General features: G+C 42.4%; 22 protein-coding genes. 11 read left to right on the top strand and 11 right to left on the bottom strand.

What is annotated here, in order from left to right:
• Positions 1 to 52: 52 nt before the first annotated feature.
• Positions 53 to 298, bottom strand: a complete 246-nt coding sequence (locus RYH73_RS23810) for a helix-turn-helix domain-containing protein (RefSeq protein WP_130858259.1) — start codon at positions 296 to 298, stop codon at positions 53 to 55.
• 102 nt (positions 299 to 400) lie between these two features.
• On the opposite strand from RYH73_RS23810, the gene RYH73_RS23805 reads away from it, so the two are divergent.
• Positions 401 to 640, top strand: coding sequence for a hypothetical protein (locus RYH73_RS23805; protein WP_130858260.1), 240 nt, complete (start codon positions 401 to 403; stop codon positions 638 to 640).
• Here RYH73_RS23805 and RYH73_RS23800 read toward each other — a convergent pair whose 3' ends face one another.
• From RYH73_RS23800 to RYH73_RS23780, 5 genes are read right to left on the bottom strand one after another with little or no spacing between them, the layout of a single operon-like run.
• A complete protein-coding gene (locus RYH73_RS23800) occupies positions 641 to 1,843 on the bottom strand; it encodes a hypothetical protein (protein WP_335315984.1) in 1,203 nt (400 codons plus the stop codon). It abuts the gene before it with no gap.
• A gap of 13 nt (positions 1,844 to 1,856) precedes the next feature.
• Positions 1,857 to 2,564: a LytR/AlgR family response regulator transcription factor gene (locus tag RYH73_RS23795; protein WP_335315983.1), complete on the bottom strand. Its 708-nt coding sequence runs from the start codon at positions 2,562 to 2,564 to the stop codon at positions 1,857 to 1,859.
• Positions 2,561 to 3,754, bottom strand: coding sequence for a sensor histidine kinase (locus tag RYH73_RS23790; RefSeq protein ID WP_335315982.1), 1,194 nt, complete (start codon positions 3,752 to 3,754; stop codon positions 2,561 to 2,563). Before RYH73_RS23790 ends, RYH73_RS23795 begins: the two co-directional genes overlap by 4 nt.
• An 11-nt stretch (positions 3,755 to 3,765) precedes the next feature.
• On the bottom strand, positions 3,766 to 4,971 hold the full coding sequence (locus RYH73_RS23785) for an LpxL/LpxP family acyltransferase (RefSeq protein ID WP_335315981.1): 1,206 nt from the start codon (positions 4,969 to 4,971) through the stop codon (positions 3,766 to 3,768).
• Positions 4,958 to 5,086 carry a hypothetical protein gene (locus RYH73_RS23780; protein WP_256377669.1) on the bottom strand — a complete coding sequence of 43 codons (129 nt, stop codon included), beginning with the start codon at positions 5,084 to 5,086 and terminating at the stop codon, positions 4,958 to 4,960. Before RYH73_RS23780 ends, RYH73_RS23785 begins: the two co-directional genes overlap by 14 nt.
• Before the next feature lie 426 nt (positions 5,087 to 5,512).
• Here RYH73_RS23780 and RYH73_RS23775 point away from each other — a divergent pair, with 426 nt between their 5' ends.
• The 10 genes from RYH73_RS23775 to RYH73_RS23735 all read left to right on the top strand — a co-directional run bounded on the left by RYH73_RS23775 (position 5,513) and on the right by RYH73_RS23735 (position 20,765).
• Positions 5,513 to 9,070: an AAA domain-containing protein gene (locus tag RYH73_RS23775; protein ID WP_335315980.1), complete on the top strand. Its 3,558-nt coding sequence runs from the start codon at positions 5,513 to 5,515 to the stop codon at positions 9,068 to 9,070.
• Between the two features lie 1,287 nt (positions 9,071 to 10,357).
• A complete protein-coding gene (istA, locus tag RYH73_RS23770) occupies positions 10,358 to 11,899 on the top strand; it encodes an IS21 family transposase (protein ID WP_222852210.1) in 1,542 nt (513 codons plus the stop codon).
• Positions 11,900 to 11,921: 22 nt separating this feature from the next.
• Complete coding sequence (locus RYH73_RS23765) at positions 11,922 to 12,545, top strand: ATP-binding protein (RefSeq protein ID WP_222852211.1); 624 nt, start codon at positions 11,922 to 11,924, stop codon at positions 12,543 to 12,545.
• Positions 12,445 to 12,654 (top strand): ATP-binding protein, encoded by a 210-nt coding sequence (locus tag RYH73_RS26725; RefSeq protein ID WP_370525678.1) that lies wholly within the window; start codon positions 12,445 to 12,447, stop codon positions 12,652 to 12,654. Before RYH73_RS23765 ends, RYH73_RS26725 begins: the two co-directional genes overlap by 101 nt.
• A gap of 104 nt (positions 12,655 to 12,758) precedes the next feature.
• On the top strand, positions 12,759 to 13,583 hold the full coding sequence (locus RYH73_RS23760; protein ID WP_187340831.1) for an AraC family transcriptional regulator: 825 nt from the start codon (positions 12,759 to 12,761) through the stop codon (positions 13,581 to 13,583).
• A 269-nt stretch (positions 13,584 to 13,852) separates the two neighbouring features.
• Positions 13,853 to 14,275, top strand: a complete 423-nt coding sequence (locus RYH73_RS23755) for a DoxX family protein (RefSeq protein WP_187340832.1) — start codon at positions 13,853 to 13,855, stop codon at positions 14,273 to 14,275.
• 12 nt (positions 14,276 to 14,287) lie between these two features.
• Entirely contained in the window at positions 14,288 to 15,061 is a 774-nt protein-coding gene (locus tag RYH73_RS23750; RefSeq protein ID WP_187340833.1) for a sulfite exporter TauE/SafE family protein, read from the top strand.
• Between the two features lie 33 nt (positions 15,062 to 15,094).
• The gene (locus RYH73_RS23745; RefSeq protein WP_187340834.1) at positions 15,095 to 16,471 is read left to right on the top strand and encodes a TolC family protein; all 1,377 of its coding nucleotides are present in this window, start codon (positions 15,095 to 15,097) and stop codon (positions 16,469 to 16,471) included.
• A 14-nt stretch (positions 16,472 to 16,485) separates the two neighbouring features.
• Entirely contained in the window at positions 16,486 to 19,650 is a 3,165-nt protein-coding gene (locus RYH73_RS23740; RefSeq protein WP_187340835.1) for an efflux RND transporter permease subunit, read from the top strand.
• Between the two features lie 14 nt (positions 19,651 to 19,664).
• Positions 19,665 to 20,765, top strand: a complete 1,101-nt coding sequence (locus RYH73_RS23735) for an efflux RND transporter periplasmic adaptor subunit (protein ID WP_187340836.1) — start codon at positions 19,665 to 19,667, stop codon at positions 20,763 to 20,765.
• A 40-nt stretch (positions 20,766 to 20,805) separates the two neighbouring features.
• On the opposite strand, the gene RYH73_RS23730 is transcribed toward RYH73_RS23735, so the two are convergent.
• From RYH73_RS23730 to RYH73_RS23710, 5 genes are all read right to left on the bottom strand, one after another.
• Positions 20,806 to 21,276 carry a DUF2703 domain-containing protein gene (locus tag RYH73_RS23730; protein WP_187340837.1) on the bottom strand — a complete coding sequence of 157 codons (471 nt, stop codon included), beginning with the start codon at positions 21,274 to 21,276 and terminating at the stop codon, positions 20,806 to 20,808.
• A gap of 62 nt (positions 21,277 to 21,338) precedes the next feature.
• On the bottom strand, positions 21,339 to 21,884 hold the full coding sequence (locus RYH73_RS23725; RefSeq protein ID WP_187340838.1) for a sigma factor-like helix-turn-helix DNA-binding protein: 546 nt from the start codon (positions 21,882 to 21,884) through the stop codon (positions 21,339 to 21,341).
• Positions 21,885 to 22,014: 130 nt separating this feature from the next.
• Entirely contained in the window at positions 22,015 to 22,437 is a 423-nt protein-coding gene (locus tag RYH73_RS23720) for a hypothetical protein (RefSeq protein ID WP_255501758.1), read from the bottom strand.
• Positions 22,386 to 22,511, bottom strand: coding sequence for an alkaline phosphatase family protein (locus tag RYH73_RS23715; protein WP_335316098.1), 126 nt, complete (start codon positions 22,509 to 22,511; stop codon positions 22,386 to 22,388). Before RYH73_RS23715 ends, RYH73_RS23720 begins: the two co-directional genes overlap by 52 nt.
• A 380-nt stretch (positions 22,512 to 22,891) precedes the next feature.
• Positions 22,892 to 24,397: an Ig-like domain repeat protein gene (locus tag RYH73_RS23710; RefSeq protein WP_187340839.1), complete on the bottom strand. Its 1,506-nt coding sequence runs from the start codon at positions 24,395 to 24,397 to the stop codon at positions 22,892 to 22,894.
• Positions 24,398 to 24,536 lie beyond the last annotated feature (139 nt).

Raw genomic sequence — 24,536 nt, 5'->3', positions numbered from 1 at the left:
ACGGCCTATTAAAGGTATTAGGTGGTGAAAAAATGAGAAAAAATGTGCAATATTAGTCAAAACCTTCACTGAAGAACTCTTTGGGTGTCACATTAAGTGCTTTCATGACTTTCAAAAGGCTTTTGTACTGTAAGTTTTCGCCTGCCTCATAGCGACCATATTGTGCTCGCGCTAGATCATGGGCATTGGCAAATTTTTCGTAATTGGCATACCCGGCTTTGATCCGGAGTGCTTTTATCCTTTCTCCCAGTTTTCTTAAATCTTCATCTTCCGATGGTGATATTTCCTTTTGCGACATACAAACAAAATAAGCCATAAGGATATTTATATGTTACCATTAATAAGTTACTACTAATTAGATACTACTAATAAGTAGTAAAATATTCTTATTTTTATGCCGATGAATAAGATGTCGGAACTGGAAAAATTAACGGGCCTGGAGACACTTCCCCTGAACCAGCACCCCTTAAGCGCTAGTTTTATTAAAACGTGCAACAAAATTGGATGGCTAACGATAGAAGATATTTTCAATGCCGGACTGGAAAAGGTTGCAGAACATCCAAAGATCAACGACGAATGGTTTGATGAACTGTTGGCTTACCTGAGAGAGCTTGGGATGCTATATAGGATGAACCCTTGATCAGGGATACTTGGAATTTATGTAATTCAACATTGAGGTTAACATCTGTTTTACTTTATTGATCACCTGTTGAGAGGGAATGGTATCCTTACTCAGTAAACTATGCAGCGCCAGGTGTTCTCTGTTGGGTGTTCCGATAAAGTCTGCTATAAAAGCAAATAACATTTTCTTGGTATCCACCACAAGTATTTTCATTTCCAACAGCACGCGGAAAAAGAAAAGTAGCTGCCGTTCGGTAAGGGAAACCTGAAAATGGTAGCGGCCCGTTGCCGGATCAATTGCACCCACCGGAAATTTTGACCATAAGCTTCGACGCTTGCGGAGCTCTTTACGCTTACGTTTACTGTATGTTAAAAGTTGCTGCCTTATGGACGGCATCTGGTTATCGGCGGCCTGTTTTTTTACTTCAGGGATCAGCGCCAACTGGTTTCTGTAAATTAGCCATTGTTCTTCTTTTTTATATTCATCGTCCAGATTTTCCACAGCCTTTGCCATTTTTTCTTTGATAAGATGACAGAAGGGGCCATAATTGAAATTCAGGGTTATCAGCTGTTCGATCAGCTCCCGTTCGTAGCGATCCGAATATTTCAAGTAAGACAGACGTGAAGGCAATTCAGCTGCAAGCCTGATGGCATAATGCCAATGATGCCATTTAAAATAACTCATCATGCTTTTATCGGAAAACCCGGAATAGTAGTTTTGTAGGGAGACCATCAGCTGTCGATCCACGCGATTTTTATATAGCTCTCCCAATAATGTGCGTACATTCCTCAAAAAGGTTGTTGACCTGAAATAGGGTATAAAAGGGGGCAGTGGTCTGTCTTCGTGAAAACAATCGGGATAGTGCTGAAATAAGCCTTCCAGAAACCGGATTCCCTGGTTCAGTGCATAGTAATAGACCGCAGCCCGATAGTTATTCCCGTAAGCTATCTTTATTCTTCTTTCCTTTTCCTGTTCAAGTTTCCTCCACCACTCCTGCATTACATCGGTTATATTGAGTTGGTATTTTCCTATTAATGTATACCTGCTGAACGGCTCATGGAGGACTGTAGCCGAGATATTTGTTTCCAGACTTAAAAAATATTGTTTTATGACCCGTTTATAAGACGTGAAGCTCTCTTTATACGTTTCTGATATCAATACCTCATTAATGAGTTCATGAAGGTCATCGGCGCGCACAATTCGGTTCGATCTGGCATACATCTCATGTTGGTGATTAGTGTTGATACAACGTCTTTAGAACATAGTCCTTATATGTTTTTCCGATGATCAGCCCTGTTTTATTTTTCAGTATAGCCATACCTTCATCGATCAGGTCAATCATCTTTATAGATATGATATAAGATCGGTGGATTCGTATAAAACCGTCAGTCAGACGCAGTTCGGATTCAACATCGTCCATCCGCATGGAAGTCAATACAAATTCATCATGTTTGTGGAATATCACATCGTTTCCCCTTGCTTCTACATAAATGACATCACTGAAATCTATCTTCTTTAATTTTCCTTTATGTTCGATCTGTACAAAGATGTAATCGTTTTTTACTGTGGGTAATTCCAATGTTCTGTGCAGTATCCTTTCCTTCAGCTTTTCCACTGCTTTTGCAAATCGATCGAATTGAACAGGCTTTAACAGATAATCCACTGCATCGAGCTCGATACTTTCGATTGCAAATTCTGTATAAGCAGTACAGACGACCACTTTAACCGAAGGGTCAAGCTCGCGCATCACTTCGGTACCCGTCATTTCATCCATTTCCATGTCAAGAAAAACTGCATGAACATTTAGTTTCGGGATCATTTTTAAACCTTCGAGTGGTCTTGTGGCGGTCCCCATCAAACGGATGTCCGGAACCTGGCTTAGGTAACGTGAAATCTGTTCCAGTGCGGCAGGTTCATCATCAATTGCGAAACAGTTTATCATGGTAGTTTATTTGTATCAGCGGAAAAATCAATAAATAACTCAACTGTATAAATCTCATTGTCTTCCGTACGCCTGAGTCTGGCCTTGTCCTTAAAAGCACCTCTCAGTCTCCGCTCCACATTTTTCAGACCAATGTGGCTGCCGGAAGTATCCAATGTTTTGCTGATCCGTTTTTTATTGGAACTATAGAAATAAATTTTATCCCGATTGACCACGATCTTGATCTGCAAGGGATATAGCGGAACTGATAGGTCTCCATATTTGAAAGCATTTTCCACAAGCGTAATAAAGGATAAAGGCGGAATCGAATGCAGATAGCGATCGCCTTCAAATTCAAATACAATATTTTTTCCTTTGCCAAAGCGTCTCCGGTTGATTTCGAGGTAAATTTCTAGATATTCCAGCTCCTTATGCACCGGCACCAGCTGTTTGCCTTTCACCGCATTGTCCAACGAATAACGCATCATCATGGAAAGCAGGTAGATGCTCTCGGCCAATGATTTGGATAAAGAAAGTGCTTCTGTATAGATAAAATTTAGTGAATTATGCAGAAAGTGCGGGTTGACCTGTGCCCTTAAAAATGCCTGTTCATATTCGAACTTTTCCCGTTCCATTTCGTAATGTGCTTTTTCCATCCGGCGTTTGTACGCCAGATTGGCAAACCATTTCAGTATAAAATACACGATAATGGCATAGCTGGCGTATTTGATATAAGGGGAAAGTATATTGCGCAGGTACAGGCTCAGTTTAAACGGCACATCCTCATAATATAATTTAGCCCCAAATAGCGGCAATATTCCATAGATGCACACATAGCCCAGTGCTGCCAGTATAAAGAAAGTGGAGATTACCAATAATATAGCGATCCCAATATTTATTTTCCGGCTTTCGATAAATTTAAGAAGAAAGAAATTACTGTAAAAGATAATCGAATACAATAAGCAGAGAAAAAGTATATGACTGTAGTCGACATAACTGATTTTGGGCAGATTGTAGATGTACACAAACTGAGCATAGATTATCCAACAGATAAAATTAAATAACAGGGGGTGTTTACGGAAAAAAGTGGCCATATCTTCCGGATTTTTTGGTTCATCATTCCACAAGATAAAAAAATTAGGCCATTTTCCGTAAAAAAGTGTGCAAAGGACGTTATTTCCCTGTGCAGCGATCGCATCTAATGATTGCATATTCTCTTTTCTTAGATTTCTAATACAACTCTATTGGTTATGAGATCTTTCATGTGATTCCGCTGCAATAAAGGGACTGTAAAAGGATAATCCTTTCTATAAATCTGTTCCAGCCGCCTATATAACCAGCGTTCGATACCGAAACATTGATAATCTCTTTTCCTGAAAAGAAAATACTCGCCGGTTATATTGAAAAAGCTATAATCTTCTTCATTGAATCTGACCAGTCTTTTCTTTTTCCTTTCTGTGTTAACGGACTCGGATATCTGTTCCGCGATCGGGTTGACAATGTCCGCATGCGCATGCAAGTGCAGCCATGTTTCCCATTGCCAGGGCCTTTTGGAGACAGCCTTCTCAAGATATTTATAGATTCGTGAAACGGCCTGCTCTATAAATATTTGCCTATTAAGCTCCTTATTCGGTAATATCGGAGAAAAAAAATCGAGACAGGGAACACGCTTCCATTGCCGTGTAGAAACTACCGGATAAATCGGGGATTTGCTCAGGTAAGAAATAAAAGCTGCCCCTGCTCTTACTTTGACATGTTGGTTCAGAAAAGGGATGGATATAAGGTTACGGCTCGTCAGGTCGTCTCCTGTTCCGGTATTACCGTCTACATAAACCAAAATATTTTTCCCGTCCCTTAATTCTCTATTTATTCGCAGTAGGCTGTTTTTATCGTTGGCATTGATCAGATTAAAACCAAGGTGTTCTATTTTTTGGCTATCATATTTCATATTGACCAATTCATTTTCTTTTTGCATGCCATTTTTTGAAACAACCAATGCAAATGGGACATCATTTTTTGCCAAGTAATGCCCGATCATCCGGAAAGATCCACTATGAAAAGTAGCAATTACTCCCGGTCTGGCTTTTATGTCCTGCAAAGTATAGCCATGAAAGCGGACTTTAAGGTTTTTGGGTACGTCTTGGAGTGACTGTTCAAAATAGCTTTGCTGCTGGTTAGTCAACAGTTTAAAGAAATTTGACTCATGCTCTCCATATTCCAGCGATGGAAGAAAATTACGGAAACTTGCACTCACCACCTGAAATTTGTACCAGAAGGGGTTCGTAGGTTCTAAAGAAATTCCTTTATGGCTGATAGCAAAGTTAAGAGAATGATTTTTTATATTTATAAGTGTATTCCCCATTTTTAATGATTTAGCCCGACGGGCGAAAGCCGCCGGGCGGTAAACACTATTTCTATAGTCCCTCATAAGGGATACATTTATCTTCCGTTTCTGCTACCAGCATAACAGCCTCCAATGCGAGCAATGTAATGGGCCGGCTGAAGAGTTTTCCTATTCGGGATTTTCCACTTTTACGTTTCATCTTTTGTATATCAATTGTTAAACCATTGCCTACTCTGATCACGGGTTTTCGGTTACGCCCTACCTATGGCCACGGGTTTTCTGGATATCCGATAGCGAATTTCGGACGTTAGAGAGGTCTGTTCAACTAACTTGGTTTGAATAGCTGGATTCTATATGTGAATGTCGCTTTTCTACATGTGAAAGTTTTATAGCGACCATTACAGCGGACGTAAAGATTTTTGAAGCCGCTAAAAGATAGAGTGATAAATTATGGAGATCTTTCCGATTTTAAATTAACTGAAGTCTAGTTAAAATGAATTTATCTACCCATTTCGGTATCTATTGTGGGTATACCGAAATTCTTTTTGCATTCCTAAAGTTTTATTTAAATTTAAGGCTGAGATAAACTTATCATATTAAATATAATATACCGGTTATAATATTAATGAAGAATACGCTTATTGGCAATTGGCTAAAATATTATAGAAACAGCTTGGCAGATAGGGAGCTTTCCGATATATCACCGGATACCTGTGAAAAACAAGGTTATTTCCTTGGTTCAAAATCTGACCTTTCGAATGAAAATCTAAAATCCTTTTATGCCAGGAACTATGCCCCAAATGAAAAGGACGATACAAAAGAGAAAAAAGATCAGAACCGGTACCAACCTGCAATCAACATACTCATCTCTCCATTTTATATATCAACTAAAGTAGCGCATGGAAAGAATAAAGGTGAAATAAAAAAGAACTTCCCTTTCTGGATAGAGGTTAAGTTAACCCATGGAGGAACTATCATTGTAGACGAATCCTTGCGCAAGCCCTGGATATGCCGAAGCTTTTTAGAACCTATTTCAATAGCGTCAGGTATCTGGCCCATTCTCAGCACGATGGACAGTTATGATAGTGCCTTGGAGAACCATCGGTTTGATTATAAATCTTTTGACAACTATTGGGAAAGTGCCGCTCAGTTCTTTGAAAAGATAACAGGCTTTCGGAACTATAAAGTAGTATTCGATGAATTTAATGTGAAGCATGAAGTGTGCATCATCAAATCGGATAAACTAATTTCTGCGCAAAATATCCTGAACACCTATGCCGACCTTCAGAAAAGCGGAGCCTTTCCTTTACTACTATCAAGAATATTAGATTTTACACCCAAATCAACACGAAAGATTCCAGCTGACAATTTGCTTTTCGCAGAACCGGGCCACTACGGACAGTTCAACAATCAATTCCCGCTAAGTAATTCCCAACGAAAGTCACTGCTGGTATACGAACAGCAAACAAATGGCAACATACTGGCGGTAAACGGCCCACCCGGAACAGGTAAGACTACACTATTGCAAAGTATCCTCGCGAATGAACTCGTAAAATCTGTTCTTAATGGTGCAAGACCGCCTAGGCTGGTGGCCTCTTCAACAAATAACCAGGCTATCACCAATATTCTTGATAGTTTCGGAAACATGGACGGTAATCTTCCGCGATGGATTCCAGAGCTAAGCTCTTTGGGAACCTATATGATTTCAACGGATCAGAATAAACAGAATGATGCTTTAAAAAAGGGATATCAGCTTTTGTTTAAACAAAAATTCGATTTAGCCGGACACTATTTTGATCATCATCTGGAGCCGGATATTCACCATATCGAAAAGTACTACATAAGCTGTTTTAGGAAATTCGCCGATATTGATAACCGTCATGACCTTAAAGCAATAACAGATTACCTAAAAAAGAACATCGTCGACAATAGTGACTATATCGATCATTTCTTATCCTTAATAAAAGAAATACATGACGCGGAGAAGCAGTACTGCAAACTCAGTTCATTAGCAGATTTCACTGAAGAGACTGCCCTGATAAAGAGAAAGCTAAATGAGCTGGAAAACAGAAAGGGAACATTGAAGAAGTTTAAAACCGAATTAGGAATATTTTTAAAATCAATCAGACTGGTCCATCTATTCAGTTTTATTCCTTATTTTAAAAAGAAACTCCATCGTAAACTTTCCTTTTTTCTAATAGACGCTCCTTTTGAGGAGCTCAAAAATATTAAGACCATAGAAGAAACAGAAGATACGTTTATTACACTATACCAACGTATTGAAGAGGAAATAGCTAAAGCAAAGCAAGAAATCACGAAACGACAGGAGATTTATAACTATTTATATAAGCTCAAGTGTCAATCCGATGAATACAGTGGAAGACTCGAAACTCTGTGGCAAAATTATCTCCAACAGCTCGATGAAAAAAGAAGATGTATCATACAAAAAGAATTTAACGATCTTGACGCAATAGAACAATTTAATTGCATTCTCGATGTCTCCCTTCGATATGATTCATTTGTCTGCGCAGTACACTATTGGGAAGGCAAGTGGATAATGGAACAAAAAGGTCCCAAACTTAAGGCTAATAACGGAAAACCTGCCAGGGAGAATCTTTTTTCAAGAATGAGTTATCTGACGCCACTATTTATTTCTACCTTTCATTCACTCCCTAATTTCGCTTCTTACTCAATGAGAATAAATGAACAATGGGTATCTAAACCTCTTTATGAGTTATTTGATATACTTATTGTGGATGAGGCGGGGCAGGTGTCTCCTGAAGTTGGTGTTCCGGCATTCAGTTTGGCAAAGAAAGCAATTGTTGTTGGCGATGTCTATCAGATAGAACCCGTTTGGAATGTTCGGAATGATAATATTGACAAAGGAAATCTCAAGGAAGCCAATCTATTATTGCAATATTCCTTCGACCATTTAAAAGAAAAAGGTGTTCTGTGTTCTTCCGGAAATTTGATGTTTTTGGCTCAGCATGCTTCTGATTATTCACAGGTTGACGGTTTTAACGGCACGCTATTAACGGAACATAGGAGGTGTGTGAATGAGCTCATTGCATTTAGCAATGATTTTGTCTATAACAACACACTTCGCCCCATGGTGGGTAGCTCAAAAGGAGTTAGCTATGAGAGTGAGGAGTCTTCAATTTTTATACCCCCGCTAGCTTATATCCATATAGCCGGAGATTCCACCAACCATTTTTCAGGAAGCCTTCAAAATAAACAGGAGGCAGAGGCCATCGCCAAATGGATAGCGCGATATGGCGATATCATTACGACCTCAATTAATAAAGAAAAGCCGAGCGATGAGCATAAAAATATAGAAGATTGCCTGGCTATAGTCACCCCATTTTCAGCACAGAAAACGGAAATAAAAAAGGCATTAAAAAAGTATAATGTAAGCGTTAAAATAACCGTTGGTACGGTCCATGCCTTACAGGGAGCAGAAAAGACCATTATTATATTCTCGTCTACCTACGGTAAGAACCATAATGGAAATCTTTTTTTTGACAATGGCCCAAACATGTTAAATGTTGCCTTAACAAGAGCCAAACAGCATTTCATTGTGATGGGGAATATGCGGTTATTCAATCCCACGAATACAATGAAGCCATCAGGTGCCTTAGCTCATTACCTTTTTTCAAGCGCTAAAAACGAACTGTCTTCTTCATTCCTGTATGATGATGTCACTATTCAATCTGAATATCGGGTAAATACGATTGAGAAACATCGAGCATGTTTAAAGAGAGCATTTGAACAGGCTCAAAGAAGAATAGTAATTGTATCGCCATATATATCACAGCTAGCAATAGAGGCAGACGACATAATCGATAAGATTACCAAACTAGCTGAAAGCATAGAAATATTAGTTTACACTGATAAATTTTTAGACCAACCAAATGGACAATTAAAGGAAAATGCGCGAAAAGGAAGACAGGCCCTGGAAGATGTCGGCGTAACGTTGAAAATTCTAAATGGAATCCATAATAAAGCGTTGGCTATTGATGACTATGAATTAATAGAAGGTTCCTTTAACTGGCTTTCGGCAGTACGCGACAGAACGAATCAGTATTACCGACATGAGGTCTCACAGATTATAAGAGAAGAGGAAGCCCTTATACAGATCAAGCAGTTATTGGAAGAACTTAAGGCGATTGAAGAAAAAGGGTGATGAAATGTAAGACTAAGCAGAAGACGCTGATTGACCGTATTGTTTTCCATCACTTCTGCTTACACTCAACTCTTCTTTTAGACAAAGTGACAATGATTCTTCTCTATAATGCGTAAGGTTTGTGAACTGTAAGGTCAATTTAGACCAACATTGGCAACCGTTTCTGATCACCTTCAAGAAGCTAATCCACAATTATTTGCCTTGACTTAAGGTTTTTTAGTTGTATTTTTTCGTATCTTATAATCATTAAATGATTCCGAAATGATTGCAAGATTCTCCTTAAAAAATTTGAATGTTAATAAACATTACGAAGCTAAAAGTGATGAAACTATGTTGCTTTCTAATTTTAAAATTAATATTTTAGTCTCCGACATAGGGAATTTCCAAACAATGAAAATAACCTACTCTAACCTCTTATTGGATAAGTGCTCCTTCTTTAATCTCGGTTTCACATTGAATATTATAAGGCCTGTCGTTTTTCCGTATATGGATATATATTGTTGTTACTACGGAAAATCGGATGCGGTTTACCGATTCGGACCGACCACTATTGCCGCGATGGAAAACTGGCACTGAGCTCTTTGTGAACGGTTGTATTCCCTTAATGAAAAAGATCCACTTGTCTGGGAGATAAAATCGAAAATTATTACTTGGAAAAATCAATGTAAACAAGAAACTTCCACTGATAACGTATGACTCAATCCACTAATCCGGTTCATACATTAAAACACTTTCAAGTAACCCCAATAATCAATTCGTCAGACTATAGTTTATTCAATACGAAAAAATCAGCCAAAAACGAAAAATCAAAGCAATTTATTGTAAATTGGTATTTTTATAGGCTGGCCAGTAATGATCAACGATGTTAAACCAATTAACTTTACAGTTATTCGATAGGGAGTTTCAGGTAAGATTTCGTATTCGAATAAGTTGTAGCTAAAATTCTAAAGTTTCGTGAGATCAATATACTGTTACTTAAAGTTTACATACTAAAAAGATCTTTATGATTTAAATCTCTATAGATTGGATATTCCGCACCAAAGTACACCACTTTTCCGCACCAATATGCACCAGTGATTCCGGGGCAAAGTACACCAGTTTATAAGCAAGGTTGACTAGCTGTTTAGGTTTAGGTTGATTTTTCCCTGAGTGTTACAGGGACTGCCAATCCGACACAAAGTACACCAATAATTCCGCGCCAAAGTGCACCACTGGGAGTTTTAATAGGATTGCATAAGTTAGGGATCGACAAGATTACCTTACGATATGGCAAACAAACCTCTCAGCATGCACAAGATAAGACAGATATTGTTGTTCCTGGACCGCGGTTATTCCCAACGGTCCATAGAAAGGGAAGTCGGTGTCAACAGACGTACGGTTGCCGGTTATCTGGGCCGTTTTAAAGACAGCGGGCTGAGCTTTTCCGAACTGCTACTTTTTGAAGACAGTGAGCTTGAAGTTTACCTGAATACAGATAAAGCACCCCGTGAGCAAACAGATCCCAGGCGGTCCGAGCTGGACTCGCTGTTCCCGTATATGCTTTCGGAACTGCGCAAAGTGGGCGTTACACGCCAGCTGTTATGGCATGAATATATCCGGGATTATCCCGATGGTTTCCAGTATTCGAGGTTCTGCGAACTGCTGCAGGAACATATCCGTTCGCAGGGTGCCACCATGCACTTTGAGCATGAACCGGGCAAAATGCTGCAGGTAGACTTTGCCGGTGATATGCTGCACTATGTGGATACCGGAAGCGGTGAGCTATTAGCGTGCCCCGTATTCGTGGCCGTACTGCCCTTCAGTGGCTATGGTTATGTAGAGGCACTTCCCAATGCCACATTGCCCCAGGTACTGCGTGCCCTTAACAATTGCCTGGACTATTTCGGGGGAGCCCCGCTATCGGCCAAATCGGATAATATGAAACAGTGGGTATCGCGCACCAACCGTTACGAGCCGAAGTTCACCGATATGCTCCAACAGTGGGCAAACCACAACAACATAGCCCTGCTGGCCTCACGTCCGGCAAAACCTAAGGATAAGCCATCGGTGGAGAACACCGTAAAGATCACCTATCAGCGCATCTATGCACCCCTGCGCAACGAGACCTTCACCTCCCTATCGCACCTGAACCGTGCCATAAAGCAAAAGTTAGCGGAACACCACGACAAAAACTTCCAGCGCCGGACATTCAGCCGCAGGGAACTTTTTATGGATCAGGAAAAACACGCCCTTCAGCCCTTAGCTGGGGTACCTTTTGTTGCCAAACATTATACAAAAGGCAAGGTGCAGCGCAATTACCACGTGGTGGTGGGCGAAGACTGGCACTTCTACAGCGTACCGGCACGCTATATCGGAAAGGAGGTGCGTATCATCTACTGCACCGATACGGTGGAAATATATCATACGGGTCAGCGTATTGCCCTGCACGGGCGCAGCTATAAAAAACATGGCTATACGACCGATAAAGACCATATGCCGGAAAACCACCGGCACATGCACGAACGTCTGGCGTGGGACCCCGATTATTACCTGGCAAAAGCGGAAAAATATGGCCCTGCTACCCGCGAGTACTTCCAAAAGGTTATGGACAGCAAGCTCATTATAGACCAGTCCTATCAGGCCTGTCAGGGACTGATGCGTCTGGCCGCTATCTATCCGGAGCGTATAGAGTCTGCCTGCGCAAGAGCGCTCAAAGGGCAGCGGTTCAATTATATGGCCATAAAGAACATATTGGACAACAATATGGACCTGCTTGAAAAAAAAGACGCTCCCAAACAATACACCATACCCCTACATGATAATATCCGGGGCGCGGAAGAATATAAATAAAACAATAACATAAAAATAGCAAATGAATACAGATCAGACTATCGAACAGCTCAGAGGGCTCCGTTTGGCCGGGATGGCCAGACGTTACGAGGCGGTAAGCGCACTGCCCGTGCACGAAGTGCAGGATGTGCATGAACTATTGGCCTCCATGGTACAGGCCGAAGTAGAATACCGTGACCATGCAAGAACACAGAAATACCTGAAAGCAAGCCGTCTGCGCTATAATGCACTGCCCGAAGAGATTATCTGTAACCCGGAAAGAGGGATCACCCGTGAACAGGTGCTCCGGCTCTCGGATGGAGCTTTTATCCAAAGAGGCGATAATGTGCTGATAACGGGAGCTACCGGATCCGGTAAAAGCTTTCTTGCATGTGCACTGGGGCGATCAGCGTGTCTGCTGGGGTATCGGACAATGTATTTCAGTATGAACCGTTTCATGGATACGGTCACCCAGACAAGGCTTGACGGGACCTACCTGAAGTGGATAAAAACCTTATCCAACCAGAAATTGTTGATACTCGATGACTTCGGACTGAAATCAATAGATGCCGATACCAGATTGGCCTTATTGGATATACTGGAAGATAGATACGGCAACAGTTCTGTCATTTATCACTTCCCAACTGCCCGTGGAGGCATGGTATAACTTTATCGATGAGCCTACACTGGCCGATGCGATAATGGACAGATTGACAGCTTCGGCACACCGCTTGCCCTTACAGGGCAAGTCTATGAGGAAGAAAAAAAATCATTAACTTTGAAAATCCAGTGGCACTGCTGCGCAGACTATTGACCCCTTGCACTGGTGTACTTTCATCCGGAACAGATGGTGTACTTTTCCCGGAATATTCAATAGATAATGGAAGACAGATTTCAGATAAAAGACAAAAGCGAAAATAAGAAGCCCATAAAGATTGCGCCGTTTAAGAAGGAGATCAGAAAGACTACACCGCATAAACACAATAATTATTTCGAAATTCTCTTCCTGTCACAGGGCAGCGGTTCTCATTATATTGATTCCCGAAGGTTTGAAGTAAAGCCACCGATTGTGTATTTTATCCGTAGAGAACAAGTGCACTACTGGGAGCTGGAGAGCGAACCGGATGGCTATGTCATTATCATAAAAAAGGAATTTGCTGAAAGGTGCCTAGATGCTGAATTGAAATTTCTGATTACTAAATTCAGTATGTTAAGTAGCGTAACGATCGTAAATGATGCTCCCATCCAAACTCTTTTTCAACAGCTGACTGCGGCAAGTGAACGGGAAGGCAAATATATCTTCCAAGTGATCGAAGGTTTACTGAAAGCGCTGCTGGCTATGATCCTCGAAGTTGCAGATCCCATCACGGGTAAAGCCGGTATCGACTCCAATTTATATCAATCCTTTGTTTATCTATTGAGCACCAATCCGGTCGTTAAAAACACCGTGCAGCATTATGCCGAATTATTGAAAACATCTCCCCAGAATTTGAATGCTGCCTGTCGGAAAGCCGTTGATCAACCGGCAACTGACATCTTGAATGAGTTTGTAGTGAGTGAAGCAAAACGTTTACTTCATTATACAAATAAGACCATTACCGAAATTTCGTTGCAGCTCAATTTTACAGATGTCTCCCACTTTGTTAAATATTTCAAACGGATTACAGGCTCCACCCCTCAGAAATTTCGCTCAACACTTAACTAGTACCATACTTTTTTCAGGTATACCGTAAGTTACCCTTTTATTATATGAAATTTGTGTCATATCAGCTATAAAGAATAGATGTATGACCAATAGTTTTCCTTCGTGTTGACTGCGCCAATTACATTCTACGATTGTGCCAAAAAGAAACAAGCGGAAACTGAAGAAAAAAGGTCTGGAAAAAGGCATTGTTGTAAAAGGTAGCCTCTTTATTAGAAAACTATAATAAGCAAGCCGTTCAATGAACGATAATCACCTTTAAAGAAATAAATATGTTTCGAAGAATAATACAGACCGATGCTGCAAAAACAACCATTATTATCCGCCTGATGGTTGGTGCAGTTTTCCTTTCTGAAGGAATACAGAAGTTTCTGTTTGCCGATAAACTGGGATCGGGAAGATTTGTCAAAATAGGAATTCCTGATCCGGAATTTTTTGGTCCTTTTGTGGGAACCTTTGAAATAGCCTGTGGTATCCTGGTGCTCCTCGGAATGACCACCCGTCTAGCAGCTATTCCGCTCATTACGATTATGCTGGTTGCTATAGCCACCACCAAAGCAGCCGTACTGGCAGATAATGGCTTCTGGGAGATGCTGCATGGCAGCAGAACAGACTGGGCGATGTTACTCGGCGGTATATTCCTACTGATCAAGGGCGGGGGTAAATGGTCGGTAGACTATCGGTTTACACACTAGTAGAGAATTACCATGGAACTGCTCATCATCGGTATCTGTAGCTTGCTGGTATCTTTGCTTACCTTCTTTTCCGGTTTCGGGCTCGGCACGATCCTCATGCCGATATTTGCCATTTTTTTTCCCGTGGATATTGCTATTGCACTAACAGGAGTTGTTCACTTATTGAACAACGTTTTTAAGTTTTTTTTAACGGGCAAACAGGCCGATAAGGCAACTTTATTCCGTTTTGGCATCCCGGCAATTATCGGTGCATTTATCGGTGCCTACCTGTTGCTCCGTATTGCCCACCAGCAGCCCTTATTATCCTATGCTATAGGAAGCAGAACTTTTCATATAACCTCTGTAAAGATGATTATCAGTGTACTGCTGATCGTTTTCGCTTTAATGGAAGTGCTTCCGAGATTCAAGCGACTTCAGTTCGGAAAAGATAAAATGATGATAGGCGGCCTAATTAGCGGTTTTTTTGGAGGTCTTTCGGGTAACCAAGGAGCCTTGCGCAGTGCCTTTCTTATTAAGGCAGGGCTCTCCAAGGAATCTTTCGTTGCAACCGGAGTAATTATTGCCTGCCTGGTCGATCTTTCCAGGCTGTCGGTTTATTTCAGGCAATACTTAAGCTCGGGAATCCATGAAAATCTACCCTTACTGATGGTAGCTACCCTGGCAGCTTTTATAGGAGCCTTTTCGGGGAACCTGCTGTTAAAAAAAATAACACTTCCCTTTATCCAGAAGATGGTCACTTTCATGATCGTATTGCTGGCAGTGGCATTGGGACTGGGATTGATTTAATAATTAAGATGATCACTATAAATACGAACGATTATGTATAAATATCTGTTAAGGTCACTCCAGCTTTCCATTGCTTTGCTGATAGGCCTACAGAGCGGGTTTTCACAGGAGATTCCCATCGGTACAACATTAAAGGAGCTGTTGGATGTGGCTGCGGCCAATTATCCGTTGCTGAAAGCAAAAATGTTAGATGTGCAGTCCGCACAGAAAGGGGTAAGTGCCGAAAAGAGCACATTGGTCCCCACGCTGGATGCCTCATACCAGGCAAACTATGCCACCTACAATAATATTACCGGCATGGCCTATCCGCAGTTCCTTGTCCCCATAAGCGGTCCTCCATCGACAGGTAACGATTACAATGGTGTGTTTGGTAGCGCGACCAGCCTGTTACTGAACTGGGAACCTCTGACATTCGGCCGCCGGCAGTCACAGATAGACCTTGCAAAGGCAGGAGTTCAATATGCGGAGGCCGATGCGGAGAATGAAATCTTTCGGCATAAGATCAAGGTGGTAAATGCCTATCTGGACATACTGACAGCGATCGAACTGGAAAAGGTACAGCGGGAGAATTTTGCCCGCACTGACGCTAACTTATCCAATGCAAGAACATTGGTAGTAAATGGTATTAAACCCGGCGTGGATACCGCCCTGTTAAAAGCGGAGGTATCGAGAGCCAAGGTAGAGTTATTGGCTAGCCGGAAGAACAAAGAGCAGGTCATCATTACCCTTGCAGAGCTTCTGGCAACTGATAGCCTCCCCTCGTTTACTGATACCATGTACTTTAATCGGTTACCGGCCGACGCAGTCAGATCAACGGAGATGAAGAACCCGATGCTGTCATTATACAGCTCGAACGTTGAATTGAGTAAAGCAAGGAAAAAGACATTGTCCAGAACCGCCATGCCCACGCTCGGAGTATGGGGTACCGCCTATGCAAGGGGGTCGGGGATTGGTTATGATGGTGCAGTAAAATCGACAGAAGGACTCGCTTTTCAGCGATATAATTACGGGGTGGGACTGCAACTGAATATTCCCATCCTACAGTTTGCTAAAATAAAGTCGCAGGTACAACAGCAGGACCTGCTGGTCAGGTCGAACGAAGAGCGGTTGAAAGAGCTTAGCCTGCAACTTAGAAAACAAAATGAGCTGGCAGATACAACCTTGAATACAGCGCTGGCTATGGCGAATGAAAGTCCTCTATTCCATGAATCGGCCATTTTCTCTTATAAGGCCCTGCAATCCCGGTACCGCTCGGGACTGGCCAACTTTGCGGATCTGGTGCAGGCACAGTATGCACTGGTAAAAGCAGCTACAGATAACAAGACGGCCTATATGGCCGCTTGGAAGGCTCTGCTGTACAAAGCTGCGGTAAATGGCGACCTGAATTTGTTTTTGAACCAAGCTAATTAAGAATAAGATATATTATGATCCGATTAATAGCATTAGCGTTGCGTAAGCCACTGGCCGTAGTGGTGTTTTTTATTACGATCGTCTTTTTTTCATGGCTTACCGTCCGGACCATGAAGATCGACATTTTTCCCAAAATGGGTCTTCCTACGATCTACGTGGCCCAGCCTTACGGAGGCCTTTCTCCCGAACAGATGGAAGGTTTTATTACCTCATACTATGAATATCATTTTCTGTATGTTACCGGCGTAAAGTTTGTAGAATCCAAGTCGGTTCAAGGGGCTTCCATCATCAAGATACAGTTCAACGAAGGTACCGACATGAGCCAGGCAATGGGCGAAGTGGTAGGTTATGTGAACCGTTCGCGGGCTTTCATGCCGCCCGGCACCGTGCCTCCATTTGTCACCCGTTTTGATGCGGGCAGTGTGCCGGTAGGGCAGCTGGTATTCACTTCCGATTCCCGCTCACTTGGCGAGATACAGGATCTGGCGCTGTTCAAGGTACGACCCATGTTTTCCACCCTTCCCGGCGTATCGGCACCGCCACCTTTTGGAGGAAATCAAAAAACAGTTATCATAAAAGTTGATCCCGAAAAGATCAGAAATTATAACCTATCGCCGGATGAGGTGGTACAGGCTCTGGCAGCCTCCAATAGCATTACACCTGCGGGGAATATCCGGGAAGGAGATAAAACCCTGATTACTTCACAAAATGCCGTCGTCGAAAATATTAAGGAACTGGAAAATATTCCCTTAAAGATGGGGGCCGGCCCGTCGGTATATGTCCGCGATGTTGGGAATGTGGAGCTTGGGGCTGATGTAACAACAGGCTATGCCCTGATCGATGGAAAAAGATCGGTTTATATTCCCGTTACGAAGCGCGCAGACGCCGCCACCTGGGAGGTGGTGCAGCGCGTAAAAGAGGCGCTACCGGACATGCAGGCAGCTGTTCCGGAAGATATCAAGGTAACCTATGCCTTTGACCAATCAGGCTATGTAATCAACTCCTTAAATAGTTTAACGACAGAGGGGATTCTAGGTGCGCTATTGACCGGCCTGATGGTACTCCTGTTCCTGCGGGATATCCGTGGCGCATTCATTGTCGTCATCACCATTCCATTGGCACTGCTGTCTGCCGTTATCTTCCTGAAGATTTTTGGGCAGACCCTCAATGTAATGACCTTGGGGGGCTTAGCCCTTGCCATCGGCATACTTGTGGATGAATCGACAGTTACCATTGAAAATATCCATCATCACCAGGAGCTGGGTAAATCAAAGGCCAAAGCAATTTGGGATGCCTGTCGAGAGATAGCACTACCAAAGTTGCTTATCCTACTCTGTGTGATTGCAGTATTTGTGCCTGCCTTGTTCATGTCCGGTGTCCCCGGTGCTATGTTCTTTCCTTTATCGCTGGCAGTAGGCTTTGCGATGATCGCTTCCTTCCTCTTATCCCAAACCTTGGTACCTGTTTTCTCCCACTGGCTGCTCAAGGATCGGCCTCCGGAAGGAGAAGCCGAAACAGCGGGAGGTTTTAATCGCTTCCGGCAACATTATAAAGATTGGCTGAAGAGCTTTGTGGAAAAAACATCTTGGATCTCCTACATTTATCTTCTGTTGTCTTTCGTATTATTGGCCGGGGGATTCTGGCTATTGGGAACGGAGATCTTTCCCAAAACCGATGCCGGGCAAGCACAGGTGCGGCTGCGGTTACCCACCGGAACGCGTGTGGAAAGAACCGAAGAGGCCACGCAGAAGCTATTGCATCTGGCCGACAGCATTACAAAGGGGGGAATTGAGATCTCCTCTGCCTTCGTAGGCGTACAGCCTTCCAGTTACCCCGTAAACCTGCTACATTTATGGACCAGCGGGCCACATGAATCGGTTACCAAGATAAAATTGGACAGGGAAGCCGACATGCCTATCGAAAATTTTAAAGAGGCGCTCCGCCGGGCAGCCAAGCAGGTGCTGCCAACAGCAACACTCTCCTTTGAGCCCGGCGATATGGTGGAACAGGTGGTGAACCTGGGTTCCTCCAATCCAATTGAAATTGCTGTAATGGGCAAAAACCTTTCTCAAAGCCAGGGGGTCGCTGCCAAGCTGAATGCGAAACTACAGGAAATCGACTACTTACGGGACGTGCAGATCGCAACACCCTTGGAATATCCCGGGATCAAGTTGAATATCGACAGGATAAAGGCGGGGCAACTGGGATTAACAGTTGGCCAGATCAGCAGATCAATGGTGGCTGCCACCTCCTCCAGCCGTTTTACGCAGCCCAATTATTGGCTCGACAAAAGTACGGGTACCGCCTATCAGGTGCAGGTGGAATATCCGCAGTACCGTATCAATAGCAGTGCCGAATTAGGACTGGTACCGGTTACTTCGCCATCCGGCACCCCGATTTATTTAAGGGATGTAACCACATCGGAGAGAATTACTTCTCCGGGTGAATATGACCGTATCAATCAGCAACGGTTTATTACCATCACAGCAAACATTTTTAAAAAGGATGTGGGGTCGGCAGTTAAAGATGTAAAAAAAGCCATTGGTTCATTGGGCGAGCTTCCACAGGGTGTAAAGATCATGCTGAGGGGACAAGCGGATTTACTTGAACAGACCATGGGTGAGCTGGAGGGCGGACTTTTGATTGCGATCGTCGTGATCTTCCTGATGCTTACCGTAAACTTCCAGTCGTTCCGCCTTTCGTTGGCAGTCCTGTCGGTGATACCCGCCGTTATAGCCGGTTCGGTACTGCTACTGTTGCTAACCGGTCAGACCCTGAATATACAATCCTATATGGGAACGATCATGGCGGTCGGTGTTGCCGTAGCCAATGCAATCTTGCTGATCACCAATGGCGAACAGCACCGGAAGCAGCTGTCAAGTCCAGGTTTTGCCGTTACGGGCGCTGCCAATCGCCTGCGCCCGATACTGATGACGAGCCTGGCCATGATTGCCGGAATGGTGCCGATGGCCATTGGTCTGGGAGAAGGTGGTGACCAGACGTCGCCATTGGGTATTGCTGTAATCGGAGGGCTTATTTCTTCCACTATCAGCACCTTGGTCTTCCTACCGGCCATCTATGCAAGGATGATGGGCAGAAAGAGCTATCAAAGTCCGTCACTGCATCCGGGAGATAAGGAGAGCAGATATTATGAAACAGGCAATGAAAATCACTTTTAATAAAAAATCTTACAATGAAACTTTTGTATTCAACCATAGGGATTGCGTTATCCTCTTTTACGTTTCTGGCGGGATGCCGGCATACTGATAACAGCAAAACTGAAACAACAGACCGCATGGACACTGTCGCGGTATTTACCCTGCAAAAAGATACCGTAAATAAACAGCTTAGCTTTCCGGCAGAGCTGATCCCGCTTGAGCGGGCACAGATATTTGCCAAAGTGAGTGGTTATGTAAAAAACATAAAAGTGGATATTGGCGATAGGGTAAGCAAGGGGCAGCTATTGGCTGTTCTGGAAGCTCCGGAAATGGTAGCCAATTATGCGCAAGCGAGCGCTGACATAGAAATGTCGCGTTCTAAGTACCGGGCGAGCCTGGACGCCTATAAACGCATCTTAAATGCTTCCCGTGTAGACGGTACGGTAGCTGCCGGTGAACTGGAAAAAGCAAAGAACCAGATGCAGGCCGATAGTGCTTCGTTAAATGCAAGCAGATCAAAAACAAATGCCTATGCGCAACTGAAAGATTACCTTATGATCCGCGCCCCTTTTTCGGGTATTGTCACCCAGCGTAATATTGATCCCGGCACCTTGATCGGAACAGATAATACGACACCTATGTTGGTCGTAGAGAATATTCATACACTCCGTCTAAGAGTTCCTATACCGGAGGCCTATACGGCAACTAACCTGGAAACACCCTCCATCGATTTTACAGTGGATGCCCAACCTGATGTAACATATAAGGCAAAACTAGCTCGCAAAGCCGGAGCCCTGAACCTCAGCAACAGAACTGAAATATGGGAATTTCTCTATCCCAATGGTGATAATCAGTTGAAATCCGGTATGTTGGCCACTGCTATACTGAAATTAGGCAGAAAAGCATCCGGTTTTCAGGTACCGCCGGCAGCCGTTGTTACCAACCAGGAAAAACGTTTTGTTATCCGGCTCCGGAATGGAAAAGCGGAATGGGTAGATGTACGCAACGGCATCAGTATGGGGGATGGTATCGAAATTTTTGGTCCCCTTAGCGAGGGGGATACCCTGCTGGCCAGGGCAACCGATGAAATAAAACCCGGAACTGCCCTTGTTTCAAAACAGCTTAAACAAGAATAACATTTTTGAAGGAGAAGCCTTTTAATGCTTCTCCTAAATCTTACATCAAACTACAACAGTTTGATGAATTAGTTTGCTTTAAAAATTTTTTCACATAAGGAGAAACCTCCTGTCTTTCGCTCTGACTATCGGTATTCAAGTATCCCCGAAAAATCAGTTCGATAAACATTTGTTCTGTAGGTTCTGTGGAAACCCCACCCTTCCAATACCATTGGCGTTCTTCTCCATTACTTGAGATATGTTCTGGATACAGGGAAGTATTGCCTATTCTAATTGTTGGAGAGGAACTTATTCCCAAATGTTCAGCTTCATCAATGGTCGTTATAAAAAGGTTATTAAGCACCAAATGTACGTCGAGCTTCCGGAAAACAGGTTCTAAAAATTTTACGGCGTTTAGGAGCATTGTATGAACCTTATCACAGGTTGTGCAGCTCTTTTTTCCTTCTATCTGCATGTCCACTTGAATTAACTTTACATCTAACAGTTTTACTGATTCTTTTACGTTGTCCATAATAATAAATAGTTGTTTAATACTTACTAGACTTAGCAAACTTCAATAGGACGCAAAAAAAATTATTTTTTTGCTAAACAACATGGCTCCGTTACGGTGTATATGTAGTTATCGGTTTCATTTTTCTCTATTATACCGCATTCCAAAAATTTTTGCCGCAGTAACTTTCTTCCCCTTTGTATTCTTGATTTCGTGGCTGTAAGCGTTAAACCAAGGCTTTTTGCGATTGCCTTTTGCTGGATATTTTCAAGGTCAGCAAGTCTTACCGGTTCGGCATATTTTACCGGAATTAGTTGTAAAAGTGGCTCTATCCATCGTCGGGCATTATGGGTTTCGATCGACGGCCAGCCGATTGCCGGTGATTCCGGTTGCAGCTCTGTAAACCTTGTGGCGTCTTTCTTATAATCGTAAATCGTATTCTTCGCAATCTGACATAGCCAAGATTCAATATTTTTAATATCTGCTTTCTTAAGACAATAGAGATACATTTTCACCAAAACTTCGTTCATGATCTCTTCAGGATTCAAATATTGGGGCGAGCGCTTATATACAAACCCTTTAAGTTTACCTTTTTTTTCGTGCCAAATTCCTATTACATCGCATTTCATATCATTGATATATATTGTCAATCAAGTTTTTAAGCAAAAATCGTATTATCGCAATAATACGATAAAAAAATAGATATGCAAAAAAGCACTAAGAAATATTAGTGCTCATAATACTAAAAATGAATTTCAATCAATTTTTAATTACTTCTTCGATAGGTTTTCCAATATTACCGTTGGGCTCCTGTATGTGCAGCAAAGTAGAGATTATTATGTGCAGCGCCAATAATTGCTCTGCCAATTTCCTATTGTTAAAACTTTTGACCCAAACAGGTAGCACCTTCATATAGAAGCTACTACTTACCCAGTTCCCAGTCCCGCCATAGTACAAATAGGCTGCATTGGCAAAATGCCCAGCTGGTAATATTGCAGAACGGTCTTTCAGCGCAATTCCTATTACATCAGACCGAAAATTGGAAAATAAACGGAGTTCATCGGTAATTGTTGAAGTCAACGGACTTTTAGATGATATTTTTCCGCTATTATTCACAGTCCCCACACTATTCACTGTCTCATCATCGGTACAATAGACATTTTCACCCGTTTCCTGATCCAATCGTTGCCAGTAATACCATGAATAGCGGGCATACTGCCGCTGTAAACCGTTATATGCCCTACTGCTGTATATATTGTAGGGGCATAATTAATATTAGGGGTTGTCTTACGAAAAGCTCTCTTTCAAAAACCTTTTAAATCCATTGTCACCAAAACGTTCGTAAAACCTATATAGGTAATCATAACCCATCTGATCTACCACGATTCCTACGACAAGTTTGGACGGGCGGCTTATTTTGTTATTTGGCCGCTAATCGTAAGCGATGTTAAGAGTAACAGGAGCAGGTTAACGGTTTTTAGTTTCATAAGTCTAAATTAAAGCGTCCTTCGGAACAGCTTTATTATTGATATACGACAAACCATCTAAAGGTGGGTAACAATAATACTATAAAAAAGAAAGTTAACAAAAAAGGAGTTCAAGTAGAACTCCTTTTTTATGGCTTATAACGTGCAATCTAATAGTAAACTGCCTGTTGAGGTGTAAAGTTAGCCCAACCTTGCGTCCAGTTAGTGGCTCCAAAAGCGCCTCTATATTCTACAGTTTCGAGTCCTTCCAGTCCATGAAAGCTAGCTCCAGAAAGTAGCAATGAACCGGTTGTAGGTAGTAACTGAGGTGATTCACTCAAATCAAATATTGTTGGATCAATCCCAAGATCAGTCCACTTGGGATAGGTTGCGTTACCGAATGCTTCTGTCCTGAACCAAGCTGAAGCATCTTGGCTTCCAATCTGGGCAGCAATAATCTCCTCTCCTTTTGGATTCGGAAAATTAACAGATCCACCGGTACCATATCCATTTTCACCCCAACCTTCTACACCTGCCAAGATGCAGTTCTTCATAACCAATTCTCCAGCTGCGGCATTTGCTGCCGTATTGGTGCCTTGAATGAACAGCCCATTTGGAAAGCCAGTGAAAATAGAGTTATGGATTTTGAGCTTATTATTCCTTCTCAAATGTAGCGCGTTTTGAAATTGAACGGAAATGGTTTTGTCCTTGTCTTTTTTAGGACCTATTATCGTTATATTTGAAAACGTACCCGATGTAAAGGGGCTAGAATCTGTTCCTGAACCATCGTTATCCACTTCAAATCCGTTGGAACCAGACTGATCCGCTGAATTTGCGTCTCGTATTGCAATTGCAAATTGTACATTTCCATGGTAGCCATAATCAACGTCAAAATCGTCGTCAAGACCGCGGTATGCGACCAAATACTTACAATTAACAGAACCACCGAACCACTCGAAAGCATCATCCAAACCATACGAACATTGCACATATTCGATGGTTGTACCACGTCCAACTGATCCCATTGTTAAAGAGTTAACCTCCTGATTTGGATTGATTGGTATACCTGCGTATTCTATACGAACGTACTTTAGAACACCGCTGTTATCTTCTTCATCCTGACCGCCATGCCATGCGCCATAATTACCTTCCAGTTCCGCCTCACCTTGGTTGTTGGTCGCTTTTCCACAAAGTACAACTCCACCCCAATCTCCCGCTTCGCGGAAGCCAGGCGACCTTTCAGAAGTAAAAATAATAGGTTCGCTTTCGGTACCTTCAGCCATAATTTTATTTCCCCGTTGAACAATCAGTGTACCTTTGGTTTCTCGGTCGCCTATTACGATAGTTCCTGGTTCAATTGTCAAAATTACGCCTTCTATGGCGGGTTGATTCTGTGTATTGCGACTATCTCTACCAACACGAACGAAGCCATTCAGACGATAAACAGTATCTTTAGACCATGTGGTATTCGTTGCGATACTTCCTGCCTGAATATCTACAATAGGCTTGTCACTGTCGCCATCATCATCCGGATTATTTGAATTACCGGCTTCATAATATTCGATAACGGTAGTTTTTTTGCATGCTCCTAAAGATAGAGTAAGCAATAAAAGAAGAAACGAAAACCTGAATATGGGAATATGCGTTTCTTTGTAGGTTTGTTTATTATTCATCATTATGGATTTTATTTTTATTCATTAGTGTCCGGGGAAAAATAAAAAGGAGCAGTAGAAATTAATCGAACTGCTCCAAGATTTATACTTTTGAGTTCCTACACAAAAAAGTATGAACAAAAGTAATTATTTCAGCGGACAG

This window comes from Olivibacter sp. CPCC 100613 (genome assembly GCF_036959255.1).
Taxonomy (GTDB): Bacteria; Bacteroidota; Bacteroidia; order Sphingobacteriales; family Sphingobacteriaceae; genus Olivibacter.
This window is presented reverse-complemented; position numbering and strand designations above follow the sequence as displayed.